Genomic DNA, 17,317 nt, shown 5'->3' with positions numbered 1-17,317 from the left:
GTTGGCCGGAGGCTCGTCGTCGACCGCGGGTGGCGGGTTCGTCGGACGGTTCCCGTGGACGGGGTTCGCCGTTGTGGGCAGGGGCGCGTCGTCCGGTCGTTCCCGGCGGGGTCCCGGCCCGCTCGCCCGTGCCCGCGTCCAGGTCGGGGAACACCCGAAGCCGGTGGTCGTCGGCCATGCCGTTCGTTTGCCGCGGGGTGGCGGCCGGGGCGGGCATCGCCGGCCGGCACCCGGGTCGCGGCGCGACCTGCCCAGTGGGCGGCCGTGTCCCCGTCGGCGGTCCGACGGGGCAGGCCCGACGCCGGGGCGACTTCGACCTGACGGCGCCCCCGGCCGACCAGGTCTGCCGTGACCGGCCGGACCGCGGGTACTGGGCCACGACCGGCCACGGGGATGTCACGGTCCGGAGTGGACGGATCACGGCACGAACGCCACGGCGAGCCAAGCGCCGGCCACCAACCCCGGACCGTGCGCGACCGTAGGGCCACGTTGTGTGGGCGACAGCCGCAAGGACAACGTCACCAACGACGACAGCGCCGCCGCCACGGGCAGGGCCTGCCAGCCCACGGTCCCGAGCGCGGCACCCAACCAGCCCGACAGCTTCACGTCGCCGCCGCCCAGGCTGTCCGGGTGTCGCCTGTGGACGATCAGGTTCGCGCCGAAGCACAGCAGGGCGCACGCCGCCGCGCGCACGACGTCCGCACCGGTCGCCACGACCACCGCGGCGACCACCGGGTAGGCGGGCAACGTCAGCACGTCGGGCAGCCGCCGACAGCGCAGGTCCACCACCGCCAGGGGCACCCCGAAGCAGACCAGCACCACCAGGATCGGCACCCGGTCGACGGGGAGCAGCGGGCAGAGGAGCAGCGGGAGGACCGCCGCGGGCAGGGCGCGGACGGTCCACGAGGGAATCGATCTCATGGTTCGATCATCCGGAGGTGCGTCCGGATGGAGCAAGGGGAGGTGCGGATGAATGGTCCATCCACCCGCACCCGTTCGTCAGCGCTCCCAGGAGAACAGCGGGTCGCCCGCCTTCACCGCACCGGCCGTATGATCCCGCAGCGCGTCGGCCGCCGCGTCCAGCGCGATCACCGGGCAGATCGGGGCGAAACCGGCGGCCTCGACCTCGGCCGGGTCCCACGACACGACCTTCTGGCCCGCGGTCACCGCATCGCCCTTGGCCACGTGGAGGGTGAAGCCCTCGCCCTTGCGCTGCACGGTGTCGATGCCCAGGTGCACCAGCACCGCCGCGCCCGAGGCGGTCGCGACGACGAACGCGTGCGGGTGCAGCGTCACGATCGTCCCGTCGACCGGCGACACGACGTCCGCCGCCGCCCGGTCGGGTTCGACCGCGACCCCCGGACCCACCATCGCCTGCGAGAACACCGGGTCGGGCACGTCGGCCAACGGCACGACCCGCCCGGAGACCGGGCTCGTCACGCTCAGCGTCACAGCAGGTCCTCGATGTCGCTCGCGATGGTGTCGGCCTCGGGGCCGACGATCACCTGGACGACGTTGCCCTGCCTGATCACCCCATGAGCGCCGATGCCCTTGAGCGCCTTCTCGTCCACCACGGAGCCGTCCTCCAACTCGCAGCGCAGCCGCGTGATGCAGGGTTCGATCTCCACGATGTTGTCCGCCCCGCCGAGTGCGGCGAGGATCTTCGCCGCCCTGTCGTCTGCCATTTCGGGTCCTCTCTTCGAGACTTGCCGGAGAAGCGGGTGCCCCGCTAAGCCACGATCCCGTCACGGCTGTTGACACCCGCTCGGCGCGGAGAGCATCCTCCCCGCACCAACTGGTCTAGACCGGAAAGTACCAATCCCGGTCTACCGATGCGAGCACCGGGGAGGTGTCGTGAGCCGAACCGAGATCGTCGACGGGCCCCGGCCCAAGCACGTCCAGCTGCGCGACATCCTGCGCCGACTCGCCGAACAGGAACTGCCGCCCGGCGCGGCCATCCCCTCCGAACGCGACCTGGCCCGCCAGTACGGGGTCTCGCGCATCACCGTGCGCGCCGCCGTCGGCCAGCTCGTCGCCGAGGGCCTGCTGACCCGCGCGAAGGGCCGCGGCACGTTCACCGCGCGCCGGCGCATGGACGTGCAGCTCTACCTGGAGTCCTTCACCGACGACATGCGCCGGCGCGGCCTGCTGCCCGCGACCGACGTCGTCGAGTGCGTCGAGGAGGTGCCGCCCACCGAGGTGTCGGTGGCGCTGGGCCTGACGCCGCACGAACCCGCGTACCGCCTCGTCCGCCTGCGCCGCGCCGACGGCGTGCCGCTGGCCGTCGAGCGGGGCTGGTACAACCCGCGACTCGTGCCCGACCTGACGGCGCACGACCTGTCCGAGTCGCTCTACACGCTCCTCGCCGACACGTACGGCGTCCAACTCGACCACGCCGGGCAGACGGTGTGGGCCGAGGGCTCGGACGTCGACACCGCCCGGCTGCTCGGTGTGCGCACGGGCAGCCCGCTCCTCGTCTTCCGCCGCCTGACCGGCTCACAGGGCCGACCCGTGGAGGACATGACCTCCTGGTACCGGGGTGATCTCTACCAGGTGACCATGCAATTGGACCGGACAGTCCCGGAATCCGGTCCGACATCCGCCAAGGGAGGTACCTCATGAGCGCCAACGCCCCTCAAGCGACCGGCGGTCGTGATATCAAGGGACTCGCGGGCATCCAGCGCTTCGGTCGCAGCCTCATGCTGCCGATCGCCGCGCTGCCTGTCGCCGGTCTGCTGCTGCGCCTCGGCCAGCCCGATCTGCTCGGTGATAAAGGCTGGGGCTGGACGAAGGTCGCGGCTGTCATCGGCGCGAGTGGTGAAGCCCTTTTCGCCAACCTGCCGCTGCTGTTCGCCATCGGTGTCGCGATCGGCTTCGCGCGCCGGGGTGATGGTTCCACGGCCCTGGCCGCGGCGGTCGGTTATGTGGTGACCACGTCGGTCTTCAAGGCGATTGCCCCGTTCGTGCTGCCCGTCAAGGAAGGCGCCAAGCAGCAGGAGATCAACTACTCGGTGCTCGTGGGCATCGTGGTCGGTCTGATCACCGCGACGCTGTGGCAGCGCTACCACCGGGTCAAGCTGCCGCCGTACCTGGCGTTCTTCGGCGGTCGCCGGTTCGTGCCCATCATCGTGGCCGGCGTGATGATCCCCGTCTCGGTGGTCCTCGGCCTGATCTACCCGTGGTTCAACAAGGGTCTGACCTGGGTCGGCGAGGCGATCTCCGGCAGCACGATCATCGGCGCGTTCATCTACGGCTTCGTCAACCGCCTGCTCATCCCGCTGGGCCTGCACCACATCCCGAACACGTTCATGTGGCAGGTCTTCGGCGAGTATCAGGGCAAGACCGGCGACATCCCGCGGTTCTTCGCGGGCGACCCGACCGCGGGCACGTTCCTGACCGGCTTCTTCCCGATCTTCATGTTCGCGCTCCCGGCCGCCGCGCTGGCGATCGTGCACACTGCGCGACCGGCGCAGAAGAAGATCATCGCCGGCATCATGGGCTCGGCCGCGCTCACGTCGTTCATCACCGGTGTGACCGAGCCGCTCGAGTTCGCGTTCATGTTCGTCGCGTGGCCGCTGTACGTCATCCACGCGTTCCTGACCGGCACCTCGATGGCGGTCAGCAACGCGCTGGGCATCCACGACGGCTTCGGCTTCTCGGCCGGTGTCATCGACTACATCATCAACTTCAACATCGCCCAGAAGCCGTTGCTGATCATCCTCCTGGGTCTGATCTACGCGGCGGTGTACTACTTCCTCTTCCGCTTCGTGATCACCAAGTGGAACCTGAGGACGCCGGGCCGGGCCGAGGACGAGGACCCCGAGGCCGACCCGAGCGTGGTCGAGGGCGCGGAGAAGCCGGCAAACGGCAAGACTGCGTGACGATTCCCCAGCAGGAAAGGAAGGTCCATGCCTGAGCGACGGGTCACCGTGGCGAGCAAGGTCGGACTTCACGCACGTCCCGCGGCCGTGTTGGCCAAGGCGGCGGCCGGACAGCCGGTGGCGGTCACCATCCGCAAGGACGGTGGCGAGCCGGTCGAGGCCAAGAGCGTGCTGGGTCTGATGACGCTCGGCGCGATGCACGGCGACGAAGTGGTTCTCTCCGCGGAGGGAGACGGCGCGGAGAGCGCACTCGACGCCATCGCGGAGATCATCTCCACCGACCTCGACGAGGGCTGACCCTCACGAGGAAACGCCGGGTCCTCCAGCACGGAGGACCCGGCTTTCCCCTTTCCAGGGCCTCAGATCGGCAACGGCAGGACGCCACCGGTCGCCGCGTGCAGCGCCGCCCGCATCGCGGCGCGGGGCGCGGGCCGCCCGGTGAACCACTCGCTCTGCCCGAAAGCCTGGTGCAGCAGCATGTCCAGGCCCGTGGCCAGGACGCGCCCACGCCGTCCGACCGCGTCCGCCAACGGCGTCGGCCACGGGTGGTAGATGACGTCGAGCACGCACGGCGCCTGGGCGAGCGCGTCGGCCACCGGCTCGACCGCCGCCGGCGGCACGGTGCTGACCAGTACGTCCGAAGCGGACGCCAACGCCGCGAAGTCCGCGTCCGCCCACGCCACCACGTCCAGCTCGACGCCCGCCCGACCGGCGCACTCGACGGCCTCGACCGCCCGCTCGGGCGAGCGCACCACGAGCGAGGCCGACCGCACGCCGACCGACGCGAGTCCGACCAGGGCGGCCGTCGCGGTGCCGCCGGCACCCAGCAGCACGGCCCGCGTCCCGGACGTGAACCCGCACGCCGCGCGCAACGCGCCGACGACGCCGTCCACGTCCGTGCAGTCCGCGCGCCACCCCGATCCGGTACGCACCAGCGTGTTCGCCGCGCCGACCAGCGCGGCGCGCGGTTCGACGACGTCGGCCACGGCCAGCGCCGCGCGTTTGTCCGGCATCGTCACCGACAGCCCGACCCACTCCGGTCCGAGACCCGCGACGAGGTCGGGCACGCCGTCCTCGGCGCACTCGACCCGGTCGTAGGTCCAGTCCAGCTCCAGCGCGGCGAACGCCGCGTCGTGCAGCACGGGCGACAGCGAGTGGGCCACCGGTGAGCCGATGACCGCGGCACGTCGGGACACGACTAGAACACGCCTTCCCGCTGGGCCTTCTCCGCGATCTGCCGGTGCTCGTCGTAGGTGTTGGAGAAGCAGGTGGTGCCGTCCTTGTTGCACTTCACGAAGTACAGCCAGGTACCGGCCTCGGGGTTGGTCGCGGCCTGGATCGCGGCCCGGCTCGGCGAGCCGATCGGCGTCGGCGTCAGACCGGCGGTCACGTAGGTGTTGTACGGCCCGGACGCCTCGCGGTCCTCGTCGGACGTGGTCACGACCGGCCGGTCGAGCTTGTAGTTGACCGTGGAGTCGAACTGGAGGATCTGGCCGACCTTGAGCCGGTTGTAGATGACCCGGGAGATCTTGCCGAAGTCCTTCTCCAGGCCTTCCTTCTCCACCAGCGACGCGATGACGAGCACCTCGTACGGCTTGAAACCGGTCTCCTTGGTGCCCGCCGGGATGCCGTAGCCCTGCATGCGCGTCACCGAGGTCTCGATCACGCTCTTGAGCAGCTCGACCGCCGGCGCACCCGGCTTGAGGCTGTACAGGCCGGGCACGATCAGCCCTTCGAGCCGGTTCGGCTTGGGCGCGGCGAGGAAGTCCACCGTCGCCCAGTCCGGGACGCCCAGGGCGGCGGGTTCGGCGTTCTCGGCCGCGTCCCGCAACTCCTGCGGCGTGACGCACTTCTTCTCGCCGCCCATCTCGACGCACGACGCGTCGGACAGCATCGAGAAGATGCCCTTGACGACCTTGCCGTCCACGCCGGTGATGTCGTGCAGCACGTTGCCGCCCTTGACCTCCAGCGGCACGACCTTGGTCTTCGGGTCGACCATGCGGGTCACCGCGGCCTCGCCCGACATCCTGGTCTTCATCAGGTAGAAGCCGGGCTGGATGGCGGTGACGCGGGCGTCGTTCTCACCGGCTTCGGTGAACGCGCGGGCGCTGGCCACGACACCCTGTTCCTTCAGCGTGGTCGCGATGGACGACACCAGGTCGCCGTCCCTGACCTCGACCACGACGTCGGTCTCGCCCTGGCCGGCGTAGTCCTCGTAGGACCCGATGCCGCTCAGCGTCTGGTAGCCGTAGTACGCGCCGACGCCGCCGACCGCGACGATCAGCGCCACGACCACCCACAGCACGGTTTTACGCCGCCGCTTGGGCTTGCGGCGTGCCGACCTGCCCCCCGGCTTGTCGTCGTCGGGATCGGTGAACAACCCGAGTTCGTCGCTCACGAGCGGGCTCCATCTCCGGGGGCCCGTCCCTCCTGTTCGGCACGGGCCACGTGTCGCGCCCGTCCGTCGAGCCAGGTCTGGAGGATCTCGACCGCGGCTGCCTGATCGACGACGGCGCGTTGCTTCCTGCCCTTGACGCCCCGGTCGGACAGCACCCGGCTCGCGGTGACCGTGGTCAACCGCTCGTCGGTGAGCCGCACCGGTACCGGCTCGACCCGGCGGCGCAGTTCCGCCGCGTAGGCCGTCGCCAGCTCCGCCGCGGGCCCGTGTCGTCCGGCCAGAGTGCGGGGCAGTCCGACCACGACCTCGACGATGTCGTGCTCGGCGACAAGGCCGGCCAGGTCCGCCAGGTCCCGACCGTGCGCCTCGTCACGCGACAGGGTAACCAGTGGCGTCGCCAGAACCGCGCCCGGATCGGACAAAGCGACCCCGACCCGCACCGAGCCGACGTCGACGCCCAGCCTGCGGCCCAGGCCCGGATCGTCGACGCCGGCACGATCGGCGCTGGTCAAGGACGCTGCTCGAGGACGCGGTCCACCTCGGCGCGCAGCGCGGCGAGGGCCTCGGTCACGCCGGCCGGGTTCGTACCGCCACCCTGGGCCAGGTCGGGCTTGCCACCGCCGCGACCGCCGACGGCCGGGGCGAAGGCGGGCACCAGCTTGCCGGCGGCCAGCCCCAGGTCGCGGGCGGCGGCCGTGGTGCCGACGACGAACGAGACCTTGTCGCCGTCCGGGGCGAACAGGCCGACCACGCCGGGTCGGTTGCCCAGCCGGTTGCGGACCTCCGTGGCGATGGTGCGCAGGTCGCCGGCGGCCGTGCCCCCGGGCAGGGCCAGGGCGACCACGGCCACACCGCGCACGTCCAGGGCCTGGTCGGCCAGGGCGCCGGCGCCGGACAGGAGCTGGGCCGACTTGACCTTGTCGAGTTCCTTCTCGGCCACGCGCAGCCGCTCGACCAGGGCCTCGACCCGGGCGGGCACCTCGGCGTCGGGCACCTTCAGCAGCGCGGCCACGTTCTGCACCAGGGCCCGTTCCCGGGCCAGGTACTGGAAGGCCTCGATGCCGACGTAGGCCTCGATGCGGCGCACGCCCGAGCCGACGGACGACTCGCCGATGAGCGTGATCGGACCGATCTGGGACGAGTGCTCGACGTGGGTGCCACCGCACAGCTCGCGCGACCAGGGGCCGCCGATCTCGACGACGCGCACGGTCTCGTCGTAGGTCTCGCCGAACAGGGCGACGGCGCCGAGGTCCTGGGCGCCCTTCATGTCCGTGTAGACGACGCCGACCGGGAGGTCCTTGCGCACGGCCAGGTTGGAGACCTCTTCGATCTCGCTCCGGGCGGCGTCCGACAGGCCACCGGTCCAGGCGAAGTCCAGGCGCAGGTAGCCGGGCTTGTTGTACGAGCCGCTCTGCAACGCCGACGGGCCGAGCACCTGGCGCAGGGCGGCGTGCACGACGTGCGTGCCGGAGTGGCCCTGGCGGGCGCCGATCCGCCACTCGGGGTCGACGCGGGCCTCGACGTGCTCGCCCTCGGCGACCTCGCCGGAGAGCACGCGGACCTGGTGCACCCACAGCTTGCGGGCGACCTTCTGGACGTCGACGACCTCCAGCTCGGCGTTGGCGGTGACGATCGTGCCGGCGTCGCTCTCCTGACCGCCGGACTCGGCGTAGAGGGGCGTGCGGTCGAGGACGACCTCGACGATGTCGCCCTCCTTGGCCGACCGGACGCGGCGGCCCTCGTGGACGATGCCACGCAGCGTGGCCTCGCTGGCGAGTTCGGTGTAGCCGGTGAACTCGGTGGCGCCGAGTTCGAGCAGTTCCCGGTACACGGTCTGGTCGCCGTGGCCGGTCTTCTTGCCGGCGGCGTCGGCCTTGGCGCGGGCGCGCTGCTCGGCCATGAGCTTGCGGAACCCGTCCTCGTCCACGGTCAGGCCGGCTTCCGAGGCCATCTCGAGGGTGAGGTCGATCGGGAACCCGTACGTGTCGTGCAGCTGGAACGCCTTGTCGCCGGGCAGCGTGGCCAGGCCCTCGGCCTTGACCTGGCCGGCGGCGGTCTCGAAGATCCGCGACCCGGAGTCCAGGGTGCGCAGGAAGGTGTCCTCCTCGGCCTTGAGGACCTGCTCGATGCGGGCGTAGCCGCCGACCAGCTCGGGGTAGGCCGGGCCCATGGAGTCGCGGACGACCTCGGCGAACAGCGGCAGCACCGGCTGCGTCACGCCGAGCAGGCGCGACGAGCGGATGATGCGGCGCAGCAGGCGGCGCAGGACGTAGCCGCGGGCCTCGTTGCCGGGCGTGACGCCGTCGCCCACGAGCAGGACGCCGGACCGGGCGTGGTCGGCGATGACGCGGAACCGGACGTCGTCGGTCTCGTTGTCGCCGTACTTGCGACCGGACAGTTCCTCGGCCTTGGTGATGACGGCGCGGACCAGGTCGGTCTCGTAGACGTTGTCGACGCCCTGGAGCAGGTAGGCGACGCGCTCGACGCCCATGCCGGTGTCGATGTTCTTGGCGGGCAGCTCACCCAGGATCGGGTAGTCCTTCTTGGCACCGCCCTCGCCCCGGACGTTCTGCATGAAGACCAGGTTCCAGATCTCCAGGTACCGGTCCTCGTCGACGACCGGGCCGCCCTCCCGGCCGTACTCGGGGCCGCGGTCGTAGTAGATCTCCGAGCAGGGGCCGCACGGTCCGGGCACGCCCATGGACCAGAAGTTGTCCTCGACGTCACGGCGCTGGATGCGCTCCAGCGGCAGGCCGGCGACCTTCTGCCACAGCTCGATGGCCTCGTCGTCGTCCAGGTAGACGGTCACCCAGATGCGCTCGGGGTCGAAGCCGTAGCCGCCCTGGTCCTGGGGGTTGGTGACCAGTTCCCAGGCCAGCCGGATGGCGTCTTCCTTGAAGTAGTCGCCGATGGAGAAGTTGCCGGCCATCTGGAAGAACGTGAGGTGGCGGGTGGTCTTGCCGACCTCGTCGATGTCCGGGGTGCGCACGCACTTCTGGACGCTGGTCATGCGCGGGGCGGGCGGCGGGGCCTCGCCGAGGAAGTAGGGCTTGAACGGCACCATGCCGGCGTTGACGAACAGCAGGTTCGGGTCGTCGAGCAGCAGCGAGGCGCTGGGCACGAACTTGTGGCCGGCTTTCTCGAAGTGCTCGCGGAAGCGCTTGACGATCTCGTGGGTCTGCACTGGCTCGGTCCTTGTCCGGGTGGAGGTTTCGGGGCGCGATAAGGCGAACGACTCGGGTCGTGCTCGATCAGTCGTTCGCCCCGCGCGCTCGCCGGCCCGGCGTGTGGCCCGTGCGGCGCTGGACGTCGTCCCGCAGTTCGTGCTCGCGCTCGGCCATGCCGGCGCGCACGTCGGCGCCGAACTCGCCCAGGGCACCGGCCAGGGCGCGCAGGCCCTCGCCGACGTTCTCGCCGATGCCGGCGGGGGTGGCCGCGTGGGCGGCCTGGTTGACCTTGCGGGTGGCGACGACCCCGAGGGCCAGGCCGATCCCGAACCAGAACAGGCGCCTCATCGCCGACCCCGCCTCCGACCGTGCCGGCCGGCGGGCGCGTCGGCGGCCTTGCGACGGGCGCGGACGGCCTTGCTCAGGCCCCACGACAGCGCGGCGGCCTTGACCAGCGGTCCGCCGAGCGTGGCGGTGAACAGCGAGGTGAGCGCCGAGACGTTCCCGGTGACCGCGCGGGCGTCGGCGGTGATGCCGTCCACGCGCTCGAGCTGGGTGTTGACGTGCGTGATCGTCGTGTTGGCGCCGGAGAAGATCGGGTCGCTGTTCACGTGGGCCTTGCGGATGGCGATGGTCGCCTCGTCGAGCGTCCGGCCCAGCTTGATCAACGGGATCGCCAGCAGGAGCACGAGCAGCAGGAACGCACCGGCGGCGACCAGTGCGGCGATCTGCCCTGGCGACACGAAATCCTCCTGGAGGGTAGTGCTCGGCACGGTGGTCGACAGGTTACCGCGAGCACGCTCGCCGACTCGAACGACATCCGGTCGTCGGCGGATCGGCGGTGCCGACCGCGCCTCCCGGTTGATCACGGGGAGTCGATCGATACGCCCGAATGGCTCCCACTGGACCGGGTTCCCGACGGCTACCGTTGGTCACAGCGTGCGACCTGGTCGTCACACTCGCTTGACACGACGCCGCGTAGATGAGGTAAGCCTAACCTTAGTCGACCGTCGGAGGTGCCGTGTTCGCCGCTCGTTCCTCCCGACGACCGTTGCCCGCCGGCCGCCCGTTCGAGGTCCTCGCCGCCGCCGCACACCTGCTCGGTCCCGGACTGCCGCACCGGGGCGTGGGCGGACCGGCCGCGCTGGCGCTGGTGCGCCGCGTGCTCGACGAGTACGGCGCGGACCTGACCAGCCCGTTCAGCGCGGCCCACCTCCAGCCGCCGCCGCTGGCGGTCGCCGTCGAGGCCGACGCGCTGGCCAGCGCGTCCAACGCGTCCCTGGACACCTACGACTCGGGTCCGGCGACGATCGCGGTGGAGCGGTGGGTGCTCGGCGCGCTGGTGGAACTGGCCGGGTTCGGCGCGGGCGACGGCGTGTTCACGCCCGGCGGCACGCTCTCGAACCTGACCGCGCTGCTGCTGGCCCGGGACGCGGCGGCGGCCCGGCACGGCCTGGACGCCCGCGAGGAGGGTGTCGCGGGCCTGCCCGATCCGGTGGTGTTCTGCTCGGAGCTGGCGCACTTCTCGGTGCTGCGGGCGTGCGCGGCGCTGGGCCTGGGCGAACGGGCCGTGCGGCCGGTGCCGGTGGACGCGCGGCGGCGGATGCGGGTCGACGCCCTGGAGGCGTCGCTGCGCCTGGGCGGCACGCCGGTCGCGGTCGTGGCGACGGCGGGCACGACGGACTTCGGCTCGGTGGACCCGTTGCCCGAACTGGCCGAGCTGGCGCACGAGTACGGGACGTGGCTGCACGTGGACGCGGCCTACGGCTTCGGCGCGCTGTTCTCGGACCGGCTGCGCGGGCTGGTCGACGGCATCGCGGCGGCCGACTCGGTGACCGCCGACCTGCACAAGATCGGCTGGCAGCCGGCGGCGGCCGGGGTGCTGCTGGTGCGGGACCCGGACGTCTTCCGCGCCCTGGACCGGTCCGTGGCGTACCTGAACCCGGAGGACGACCGGGCCGAGGGCTACGACGGGACGCTGGGGCGCACGTTGCAGACGACCCGGCGGCCGGACGCGGTGAAGGTGGCGGCGACGTTGCTGGCACTGGGCCGGGCCGGGTTGGGCGCGCTGCTGGACCGCTGCCACGACCTGGCCGTGCGGGCGGCGCGGCTGATCGCCGCCGACCCGTCGTTCGACCTGGTGGGCGAGGCGACGCTGACGACGGTCGTCTTCCGCTACCGCCCGGCCGACGAGTCCCGGTCCGACGGCGTGAACGCGGAACTGCGCCGGGTCCTGCTGCGCCGGGGTTCGGCGCTGGTGGGCCGGACCCGGGTGGACAAGGCGACGTGCCTGAAGTTCACCCTGCTCAACCCCGAGGCCCGGGAAGCGGACCTGGCCGCGCTGCTGGCGTTGGTCCGCGAGGCGGGCGCGGCGGCGGAACGCACACTGGAGGAGGGAGCGGCATGACGCCGGACCCGCGCGACCACCCACCCGCCACGGGGTTCCCGGGACGCCCGCCCTTACCGGCGGGGCACGACGTCGGCCGGCCGCCGACCGCCCCGGGCACGGATGGCACGGACGCGAGCGGTCACGACGCCGGTCGCGGCTTGGGCGACCCGACCTCCGGCGGTCCCGGTGCGCACGACCACCACGAGGGCCGGGTGCGGCCCCGGGATCGCGCGCCGGGACGTCCCCTGCTCGACGCCGGCGACCCGCTGTGCGGCCCGCCCGGACAGGCCGCCGCCCACGCCCACCTCGAAGCGTTGCTGCGCTGCTGGACCCGCGAGCGTGACGTCCCGGTCCACGACCGGGTCCGGGTGGAGGTGCGGGGCGGGGTGCTGGCGGCCGACGTCCGGTACGCCTCGCCCACCGGGCGGCACCGGTTCGGGGTCGTCACGCTCGACGGGCGGCCCGTCGACCCGGTCCTGGCCGCCGCCCTCGTGGCCGCGCGGCTCGGCGGGGACGTGGCCGACCTCGTCGAGCGGGTGGCCGAGTCGGTGCGGCGGGTCGAGGTGTTCGTGGAGCACCGCCGGCGCGAGCCCGTGGGTCCGGCCGACCGGTTCCTGGAGGCCGAACAACGCCTGCTGCTCGGGCACCTGCACCACCCCGCGCCCAAGAGCCGGGACGGCATCTCCGCCGCCGACAACGCGCGGTTCTCGCCGGAGCTGCGCGGCTCGTTCCCGCTGTTCTGGTTCTCCGCCGCCGAGGAGGTCGTCTCCCACGGCGCGGTCGACGGACCGGACACGCCCTCGCTGCTGGCCGCGCTCGCCGGGCGCACGCCCGAGCCGGGCCGGGTGCTGGTGCCCGCCCACCCGTGGCAGGCGCGCGACCTGGTGCACCGGCCCCGGATCGCGTCGTTGATCTCGCGCGGCCTGCTCGAACCGCTGGGCGAGTCCGGGCCGGCGTGGTCGGCGACGTCGAGCCTGCGCACGGTCTACCGCACGGGTTCGCCGGTGATGCTCAAGCTGTCCCTGGGCCTGCGGATCACCAACTCCCGGCGCGAGTCGACGGCCACCGAGCTGCGCCGCGGGTCGGAGATCCACCGCCTGCTCGACACCGGGTTCGCGGCCGGGACGCTCGCCGCGCACCCGGCGTTCGACGTCGTGCGCGACCCGGCCTGGCTCGCGGTGGACGAGGGCGGCGACGTGACCGGCCTGGACGTGGCGCTGCGGAAGGTCCCCTCGGACATCGGCGACTCGCGCTGCCTGGCCGGACTGGTGGCGCCGCGTCCGGGCATCGGCCGCACGTTGCTGGGCGAACTCGTGCTCCGGCTCGACGCGGCACGGTGGGTCGCCGACTACACCGACCACGTGCTCGTGCCCATGCTGCGCCTCTACGCGGAGACCGGCATCGGGTTGGAGGCGCACCAGCAGAACACGCTGGTCCGCGTCGACCGGGCCGGCCGGGTGGTCGGCGGACGCTACCGGGACAACCAGGGCTACTACCTGGCCGCCTCGCACCTGCCGCGGGTGCTGGGGCACCTCGGCGTCCACGAGTCCACCCTGGCCGTCGTCGACGACGCGATCGTGGACGACCGGCTCACCTACTACCTGCTGCGCAACCAGGCGCTGGCCGTGATCGGCTGCCTCGGCGAGGAGGGATTGGCCGACGAGCGCGACCTGCTGGCGGTCATGGCCGCCCGGCTGGAGCACGCGGTGCCCGCGTTGGCGCGGGCCGGGCCGGACGGCGACCGGCTGGCGAAGCGGTGGTTGTCCGCCGAGTCGTTGCCGTGCAAGGCGAACCTGCTCACCCGGCTGGCCGGCATCGACGAGGTGCTCGCCCCGCTGGACAACCAGTCCGTGTACTTCGCGGCCCCGAACCCGTTGCGGGAGGGCAGGTGCGCCCGGTGACCCACCTCGACGCGTATCGGGCGACCGACGACCTGTCCGGCGTGCCCGCGCCGCCCGTGCCGACACCCGACGGGTGGTGGCTGCGCGCCGTCGACCCGGACGGGCCGGACGTGGACCTGCTGCACCGGTGGATGCAGGCACCGCACGTGGCCGCGTTCTGGCACCAGGCGTGGCCGCGCGAGCGCTGGGAGCGGGAGCTGCGCGACCAGCTCGCGGGCGCGCACTCGCGACCGTGCCTGGTCGGCCGGGGCGATCCGGTGCTGTACGTGGAGATCTACCGCGCGGCGCGGGACGTGGTCGCGTCGGTCTACCCGGCCCGGCCGCACGACGTGGGCCTGCACGTGGCGATCGGCGAGCTGGCAATGACCGGGCGCGGCCTGGTGCGCGAACTGCTGCCCGCGTTGTGCGAGGCGCTGTTCGACGCCGACCCGCTGTGCACGCGCGTGGTGCTCGAACCGGACGTGCGCAACCGGCGGGCGATCGCGTCGTTCACGGCGGGCGGGTTCGCGCCGGTCGGCGAGGTGCTGCTGCCGGACAAGGTGGCGTTGCTCATGGTGCGCGGCCGATGACGCACGACGTCGTGGCGATCGGCTGCGGACCGTTCGGCCTGGGCCTGGCCGCGCTGGCGTCCACTGTGGACGGTCTGGACGCGGTCGTGCTCGACCGGCGGGCGGAGTTCCGCTGGCACAGCGGCATGATGTTCGACGACGCCCTGCTCCAGGTCAGCTTCCTGGCCGACCTGGTGACGCTGGTCGACCCGACGCACCCGCTGTCGTTCCTGGCCTACCTGCGCGACCGGGACCGGATGTACCGGTTCTACGTGCGGGAGCGGTTCCACCCGACGCGCCGCGAGTACGAGGACTACCTGCGGTGGGCGGTGGAGCGGCTGCCGTCCGTGCGCTTCGGGCACGAGGTCGCGCGGGTGGACTGGACCGGCGACCGGTTCGTGGTGTCCGGCGAGGGTTTCTCGCTCGACGCCCGCGACCTCGTGCTCGGCGTGGGCACGCGCCCGCTCGTGCCGACGGCGTTGGCCAAAGCACAGGTCGTGCACAGTTCGGAGTTCCTGCACTCGGACGTGTCCGGCGACCGGGTGACGGTGGTCGGGTCCGGGCAGTCCGGCGCGGAGATCGTGCTGGACCTGGTGCGGCGCAACCTCGCGGGCGGTCCGGCCGTGTCGTGGTTGACCCGCACGCCGGTGTTCGCGCCGCTGGACTACACCAAGCTGGTCCTGGAGATGACCACGCCGTCGTACGTGCGGCACTTCCACAGCCTGCCGCAGGACCGCCGCGACGAGCTGCGCGCCGAGCACTGGCGCCACTACCGGGCGATCTCCGAACGGACCCTGGAGGAGCTGCACGACCTGCTGTACCGGCGGGAGTTCGAGCGCGGCCTGGCGCCGGTCGAACTGCGGCCGGGCGTGGCCGTGGTGGCGTCCGAGCGGGTCGCCGGCGAGACCGTGCTGACGTGCGCGCACCGCGACACCGGCCGGCTGTTCCGGCACCGCACGGACGTCGTGGTCGCCGCGACCGGCTACGAGCAGGCGGCGACGCCGTTCCTCGACCCGCTGGAACCGCTGATCCGCCGGGACCACCGCGGTCGTCACGTCGTGGCGCTGGACCACTCGATCGCGCTGGACCCGACCGTGACCGGGCGGATCTTCGTCGCGGGCGCCGACCTGCACAGCCACGGCGTGGCGGCGCCGGACCTGGGCATCGGCGCGGTGCGCAACGCCACGATCCTCAACGCGGTCGCCGGGCGCGAGGTCTACCCGCTGCCCCGCGACACCGCCTACACCGCTTTCACCGCACCGGGAGAACCCGTTGACTGACCTGTGGCACGAGTGCTCGGCGGCCCTGCTCGCGAAGGCGATCGGCGAGCTGTGCTTCGAGGGCCTGCTCACCCCCGGACCCGGCTACGCGCTGCGCTTCCCGGACGCCGTGTACACGTTCACGGCCGAGCGGACCGCGTTCGGCGGGTGGGTCGTCGACCCGGCGTCGGTCCACCGGACGGCGACCGGCGTGCTGGGCGACGACGTGGTGCAACCGTGCGCCGACGTGCAGCGGTTCCTGGCGGATGCCCTGGTGGCACTGGACGTGGACCCGGCGACCACGGCCGGGTTCCTGGCCGAGGTGACGGCCACGCTCGCGGCCGACGTGGCGCTGGCCGCGACCGCGCGGCCGTCCGCCGAACTGGCGTCGATGGGCCGGGCCGAGCTGGACGGGCACCTCACCGGGCACCCGTGGCTGATCGCGAACAAGGGCCGGATCGGGTTCGGCGCCGAGGACGTGGCCCGGTACGCGCCCGAGTCGCGCACGCCCCTGCGACTGCCGTGGCTGGCCGTGCACCGGGGGCTGGCCGAGTTCCGGGGCACCTCCGAGCTGTCCGAGGAGGCCGTGCTGCGGCACGAGCTGGACCCGATGACCGTGGAGCGGTTCACCGAGGTGGTGCAGGAACTCGGCGTCGACCCGCGGGCCTACGTGTGGCTGCCGGTGCACCCGTGGCAGCTCGACCACGTCGTGCGCACGCTGTGGGCGCCGGAGCTGGCGACCGGCCGGATCGTCGAACTCGGCGAGGGACCGGACTGGTACCTGCCCACCCAGGCGATCCGCACGATGTCCAATGTGGACGATCCGGGCCGGTTCCAGGTCAAGCTGCCGCTGCGCGTGCTCAACACGTCGGTCTACCGGGGCATCCCGCCGCACTGCACGGCCGCCGCACCCGTCGTGACCCAGTGGCTGCGCGGGCTGTGGGACGCGGACAAGCTGATCGGCGAGTGGGGCACCGCGCTGCTGGGCGAGGTGGCGTCGGTGACCGTGCGGCACCCGGTGCTGTCCCGGGCGGGTGCCGTGCCGTACCAGTGGCTGGAGACGTTGGGCTGCATCTGGCGCGAACCCGTGGTGGAACGCGCGGGCGAGCGGTCGTGGTCGTTGGCGGCGGTGCTGCACGTGGACCGCGACGGGCGACCGCTCGTGCGCTCGTTCGTGGGGTCGGCCGACCCGGAGGTGTGGTTCTCGACGTTGCTGCGCGTGCTGCTGCGACCGTTGCTGCACCTGCTGTACACGTACGGGATCACGGTGAACCCGCACGGCGAGAACGTCGTGGTGATCACCGACGGGCAGGGCATGCCGGTGCGGGTGGCGTTGTTGGACCTGGTCGACGACGTGAACCTGTCCGTCGACCGGGTGCCCGAACGCGGCCCGGAGCCGGACGCGCACGACCACGTGCTGCCGCGCAAGCCGTGGCGGGTGCTGCGGCAGTACATCGTGGACGCGTTGCTGATCGGCGTGTTCCGGCCGTTGGCGCGGCTGCTGGACGTGCCCGGGGAGCGGTTCTGGGGGTTGGTGCGCGGCGAGGTGGACGCGTACCGGACGCGGTTCCCGTCGTTGGGCGCGCGCATGGACGCGGGGTCGTTGACCGAGGCCGAATTCCTGCGCTTCCCGCTCAACTCGTACCGGCTGACGCTGGGCTACCGGGACCTGGCCGCGCGCCCGCCCGTGCCGACGACCGGGACCGTGCCGAACCCGTTGCACCACGTCACCGCCGTGCCGCCGCACGACGGGTGGTGAGCGGCGCCGGTCGTG

At 72.5% G+C, this 17,317-nt stretch carries 17 protein-coding genes; 8 read left to right on the top strand and 9 right to left on the bottom strand.

Features of this window, described 5'->3' with window-relative positions; genetic code table 11:
- Positions 1-417: 417 nt before the first annotated feature.
- The 3 genes from F4559_RS09630 to F4559_RS09620 all read right to left on the bottom strand — a co-directional run bounded on the left by F4559_RS09630 (position 418) and on the right by F4559_RS09620 (position 1,685).
- The gene (locus F4559_RS09630; protein WP_184667693.1) at positions 418-921 is read right to left on the bottom strand and encodes a prepilin peptidase; all 504 of its coding nucleotides are present in this window, start codon (positions 919-921) and stop codon (positions 418-420) included.
- Positions 922-999: 78 nt separating this feature from the next.
- Entirely contained in the window at positions 1,000-1,452 is a 453-nt protein-coding gene (locus F4559_RS09625; protein ID WP_184667691.1) for a PTS sugar transporter subunit IIA, read from the bottom strand.
- A complete protein-coding gene (locus F4559_RS09620; protein ID WP_184667689.1) occupies positions 1,449-1,685 on the bottom strand; it encodes a PTS sugar transporter subunit IIB in 237 nt (78 codons plus the stop codon). Before F4559_RS09620 ends, F4559_RS09625 begins: the two co-directional genes overlap by 4 nt.
- A gap of 169 nt (positions 1,686-1,854) precedes the next feature.
- On the opposite strand from F4559_RS09620, the gene F4559_RS09615 reads away from it, so the two are divergent.
- Genes F4559_RS09615 through F4559_RS09605 form a run of 3 tightly spaced genes read left to right on the top strand, consistent with a single transcriptional unit; the run spans position 1,855 to position 4,178 of the window.
- On the top strand, positions 1,855-2,622 hold the full coding sequence (locus F4559_RS09615) for a GntR family transcriptional regulator (protein WP_184667687.1): 768 nt from the start codon (positions 1,855-1,857) through the stop codon (positions 2,620-2,622).
- Positions 2,619-3,881 carry a PTS transporter subunit EIIC gene (locus tag F4559_RS09610; RefSeq protein WP_184667685.1) on the top strand — a complete coding sequence of 421 codons (1,263 nt, stop codon included), beginning with the start codon at positions 2,619-2,621 and terminating at the stop codon, positions 3,879-3,881. Before F4559_RS09615 ends, F4559_RS09610 begins: the two co-directional genes overlap by 4 nt.
- Before the next feature lie 27 nt (positions 3,882-3,908).
- Positions 3,909-4,178 (top strand): HPr family phosphocarrier protein, encoded by a 270-nt coding sequence (locus F4559_RS09605; RefSeq protein ID WP_184667683.1) that lies wholly within the window; start codon positions 3,909-3,911, stop codon positions 4,176-4,178.
- Positions 4,179-4,240: 62 nt separating this feature from the next.
- Here the strand turns inward: F4559_RS09605 and F4559_RS09600 are convergent, their stop codons facing one another.
- From F4559_RS09600 to F4559_RS09575, 6 genes are all read right to left on the bottom strand, one after another.
- The gene (locus tag F4559_RS09600; RefSeq protein ID WP_184667681.1) at positions 4,241-5,077 is read right to left on the bottom strand and encodes a shikimate dehydrogenase; all 837 of its coding nucleotides are present in this window, start codon (positions 5,075-5,077) and stop codon (positions 4,241-4,243) included.
- A gap of 2 nt (positions 5,078-5,079) precedes the next feature.
- Positions 5,080-6,279 carry an endolytic transglycosylase MltG gene (gene mltG / locus F4559_RS09595; protein WP_184667679.1) on the bottom strand — a complete coding sequence of 400 codons (1,200 nt, stop codon included), beginning with the start codon at positions 6,277-6,279 and terminating at the stop codon, positions 5,080-5,082.
- The gene (gene ruvX, locus F4559_RS09590; RefSeq protein WP_184667677.1) at positions 6,276-6,791 is read right to left on the bottom strand and encodes a Holliday junction resolvase RuvX; all 516 of its coding nucleotides are present in this window, start codon (positions 6,789-6,791) and stop codon (positions 6,276-6,278) included. The genes mltG and ruvX overlap by 4 nt, the downstream gene beginning before the upstream one ends.
- Positions 6,788-9,463, bottom strand: coding sequence for an alanine--tRNA ligase (gene alaS / locus F4559_RS09585; protein WP_184667675.1), 2,676 nt, complete (start codon positions 9,461-9,463; stop codon positions 6,788-6,790). Before alaS ends, ruvX begins: the two co-directional genes overlap by 4 nt.
- A 67-nt stretch (positions 9,464-9,530) precedes the next feature.
- On the bottom strand, positions 9,531-9,794 hold the full coding sequence (locus tag F4559_RS09580; RefSeq protein WP_184667674.1) for a hypothetical protein: 264 nt from the start codon (positions 9,792-9,794) through the stop codon (positions 9,531-9,533).
- Positions 9,791-10,189, bottom strand: coding sequence for a DUF948 domain-containing protein (locus tag F4559_RS09575; RefSeq protein ID WP_184675609.1), 399 nt, complete (start codon positions 10,187-10,189; stop codon positions 9,791-9,793). Before F4559_RS09575 ends, F4559_RS09580 begins: the two co-directional genes overlap by 4 nt.
- A 278-nt stretch (positions 10,190-10,467) precedes the next feature.
- Between F4559_RS09575 and F4559_RS09570 the strand changes: the two genes are divergently transcribed.
- From F4559_RS09570 to F4559_RS09550, 5 genes are read left to right on the top strand one after another with little or no spacing between them, the layout of a single operon-like run.
- Positions 10,468-11,853, top strand: coding sequence for a pyridoxal phosphate-dependent decarboxylase family protein (locus F4559_RS09570; RefSeq protein WP_184667673.1), 1,386 nt, complete (start codon positions 10,468-10,470; stop codon positions 11,851-11,853).
- Positions 11,850-13,736 carry an IucA/IucC family protein gene (locus F4559_RS09565; protein WP_184667671.1) on the top strand — a complete coding sequence of 629 codons (1,887 nt, stop codon included), beginning with the start codon at positions 11,850-11,852 and terminating at the stop codon, positions 13,734-13,736. Before F4559_RS09570 ends, F4559_RS09565 begins: the two co-directional genes overlap by 4 nt.
- Entirely contained in the window at positions 13,733-14,305 is a 573-nt protein-coding gene (locus tag F4559_RS09560; protein WP_312865546.1) for a GNAT family N-acetyltransferase, read from the top strand. The genes F4559_RS09565 and F4559_RS09560 overlap by 4 nt, the downstream gene beginning before the upstream one ends.
- Positions 14,302-15,564: a lysine N(6)-hydroxylase/L-ornithine N(5)-oxygenase family protein gene (locus F4559_RS09555; protein WP_184667669.1), complete on the top strand. Its 1,263-nt coding sequence runs from the start codon at positions 14,302-14,304 to the stop codon at positions 15,562-15,564. Before F4559_RS09560 ends, F4559_RS09555 begins: the two co-directional genes overlap by 4 nt.
- Positions 15,557-17,302, top strand: a complete 1,746-nt coding sequence (locus tag F4559_RS09550) for an IucA/IucC family protein (protein WP_221447185.1) — start codon at positions 15,557-15,559, stop codon at positions 17,300-17,302. The genes F4559_RS09555 and F4559_RS09550 overlap by 8 nt, the downstream gene beginning before the upstream one ends.
- The last annotated feature ends 15 nt before the right edge of the window (positions 17,303-17,317 follow it).

This window comes from Saccharothrix violaceirubra, assembly GCF_014203755.1.
Taxonomy (GTDB): domain Bacteria; phylum Actinomycetota; class Actinomycetes; order Mycobacteriales; family Pseudonocardiaceae; genus Actinosynnema; species Actinosynnema violaceirubrum.
This window is presented reverse-complemented; position numbering and strand designations above follow the sequence as displayed.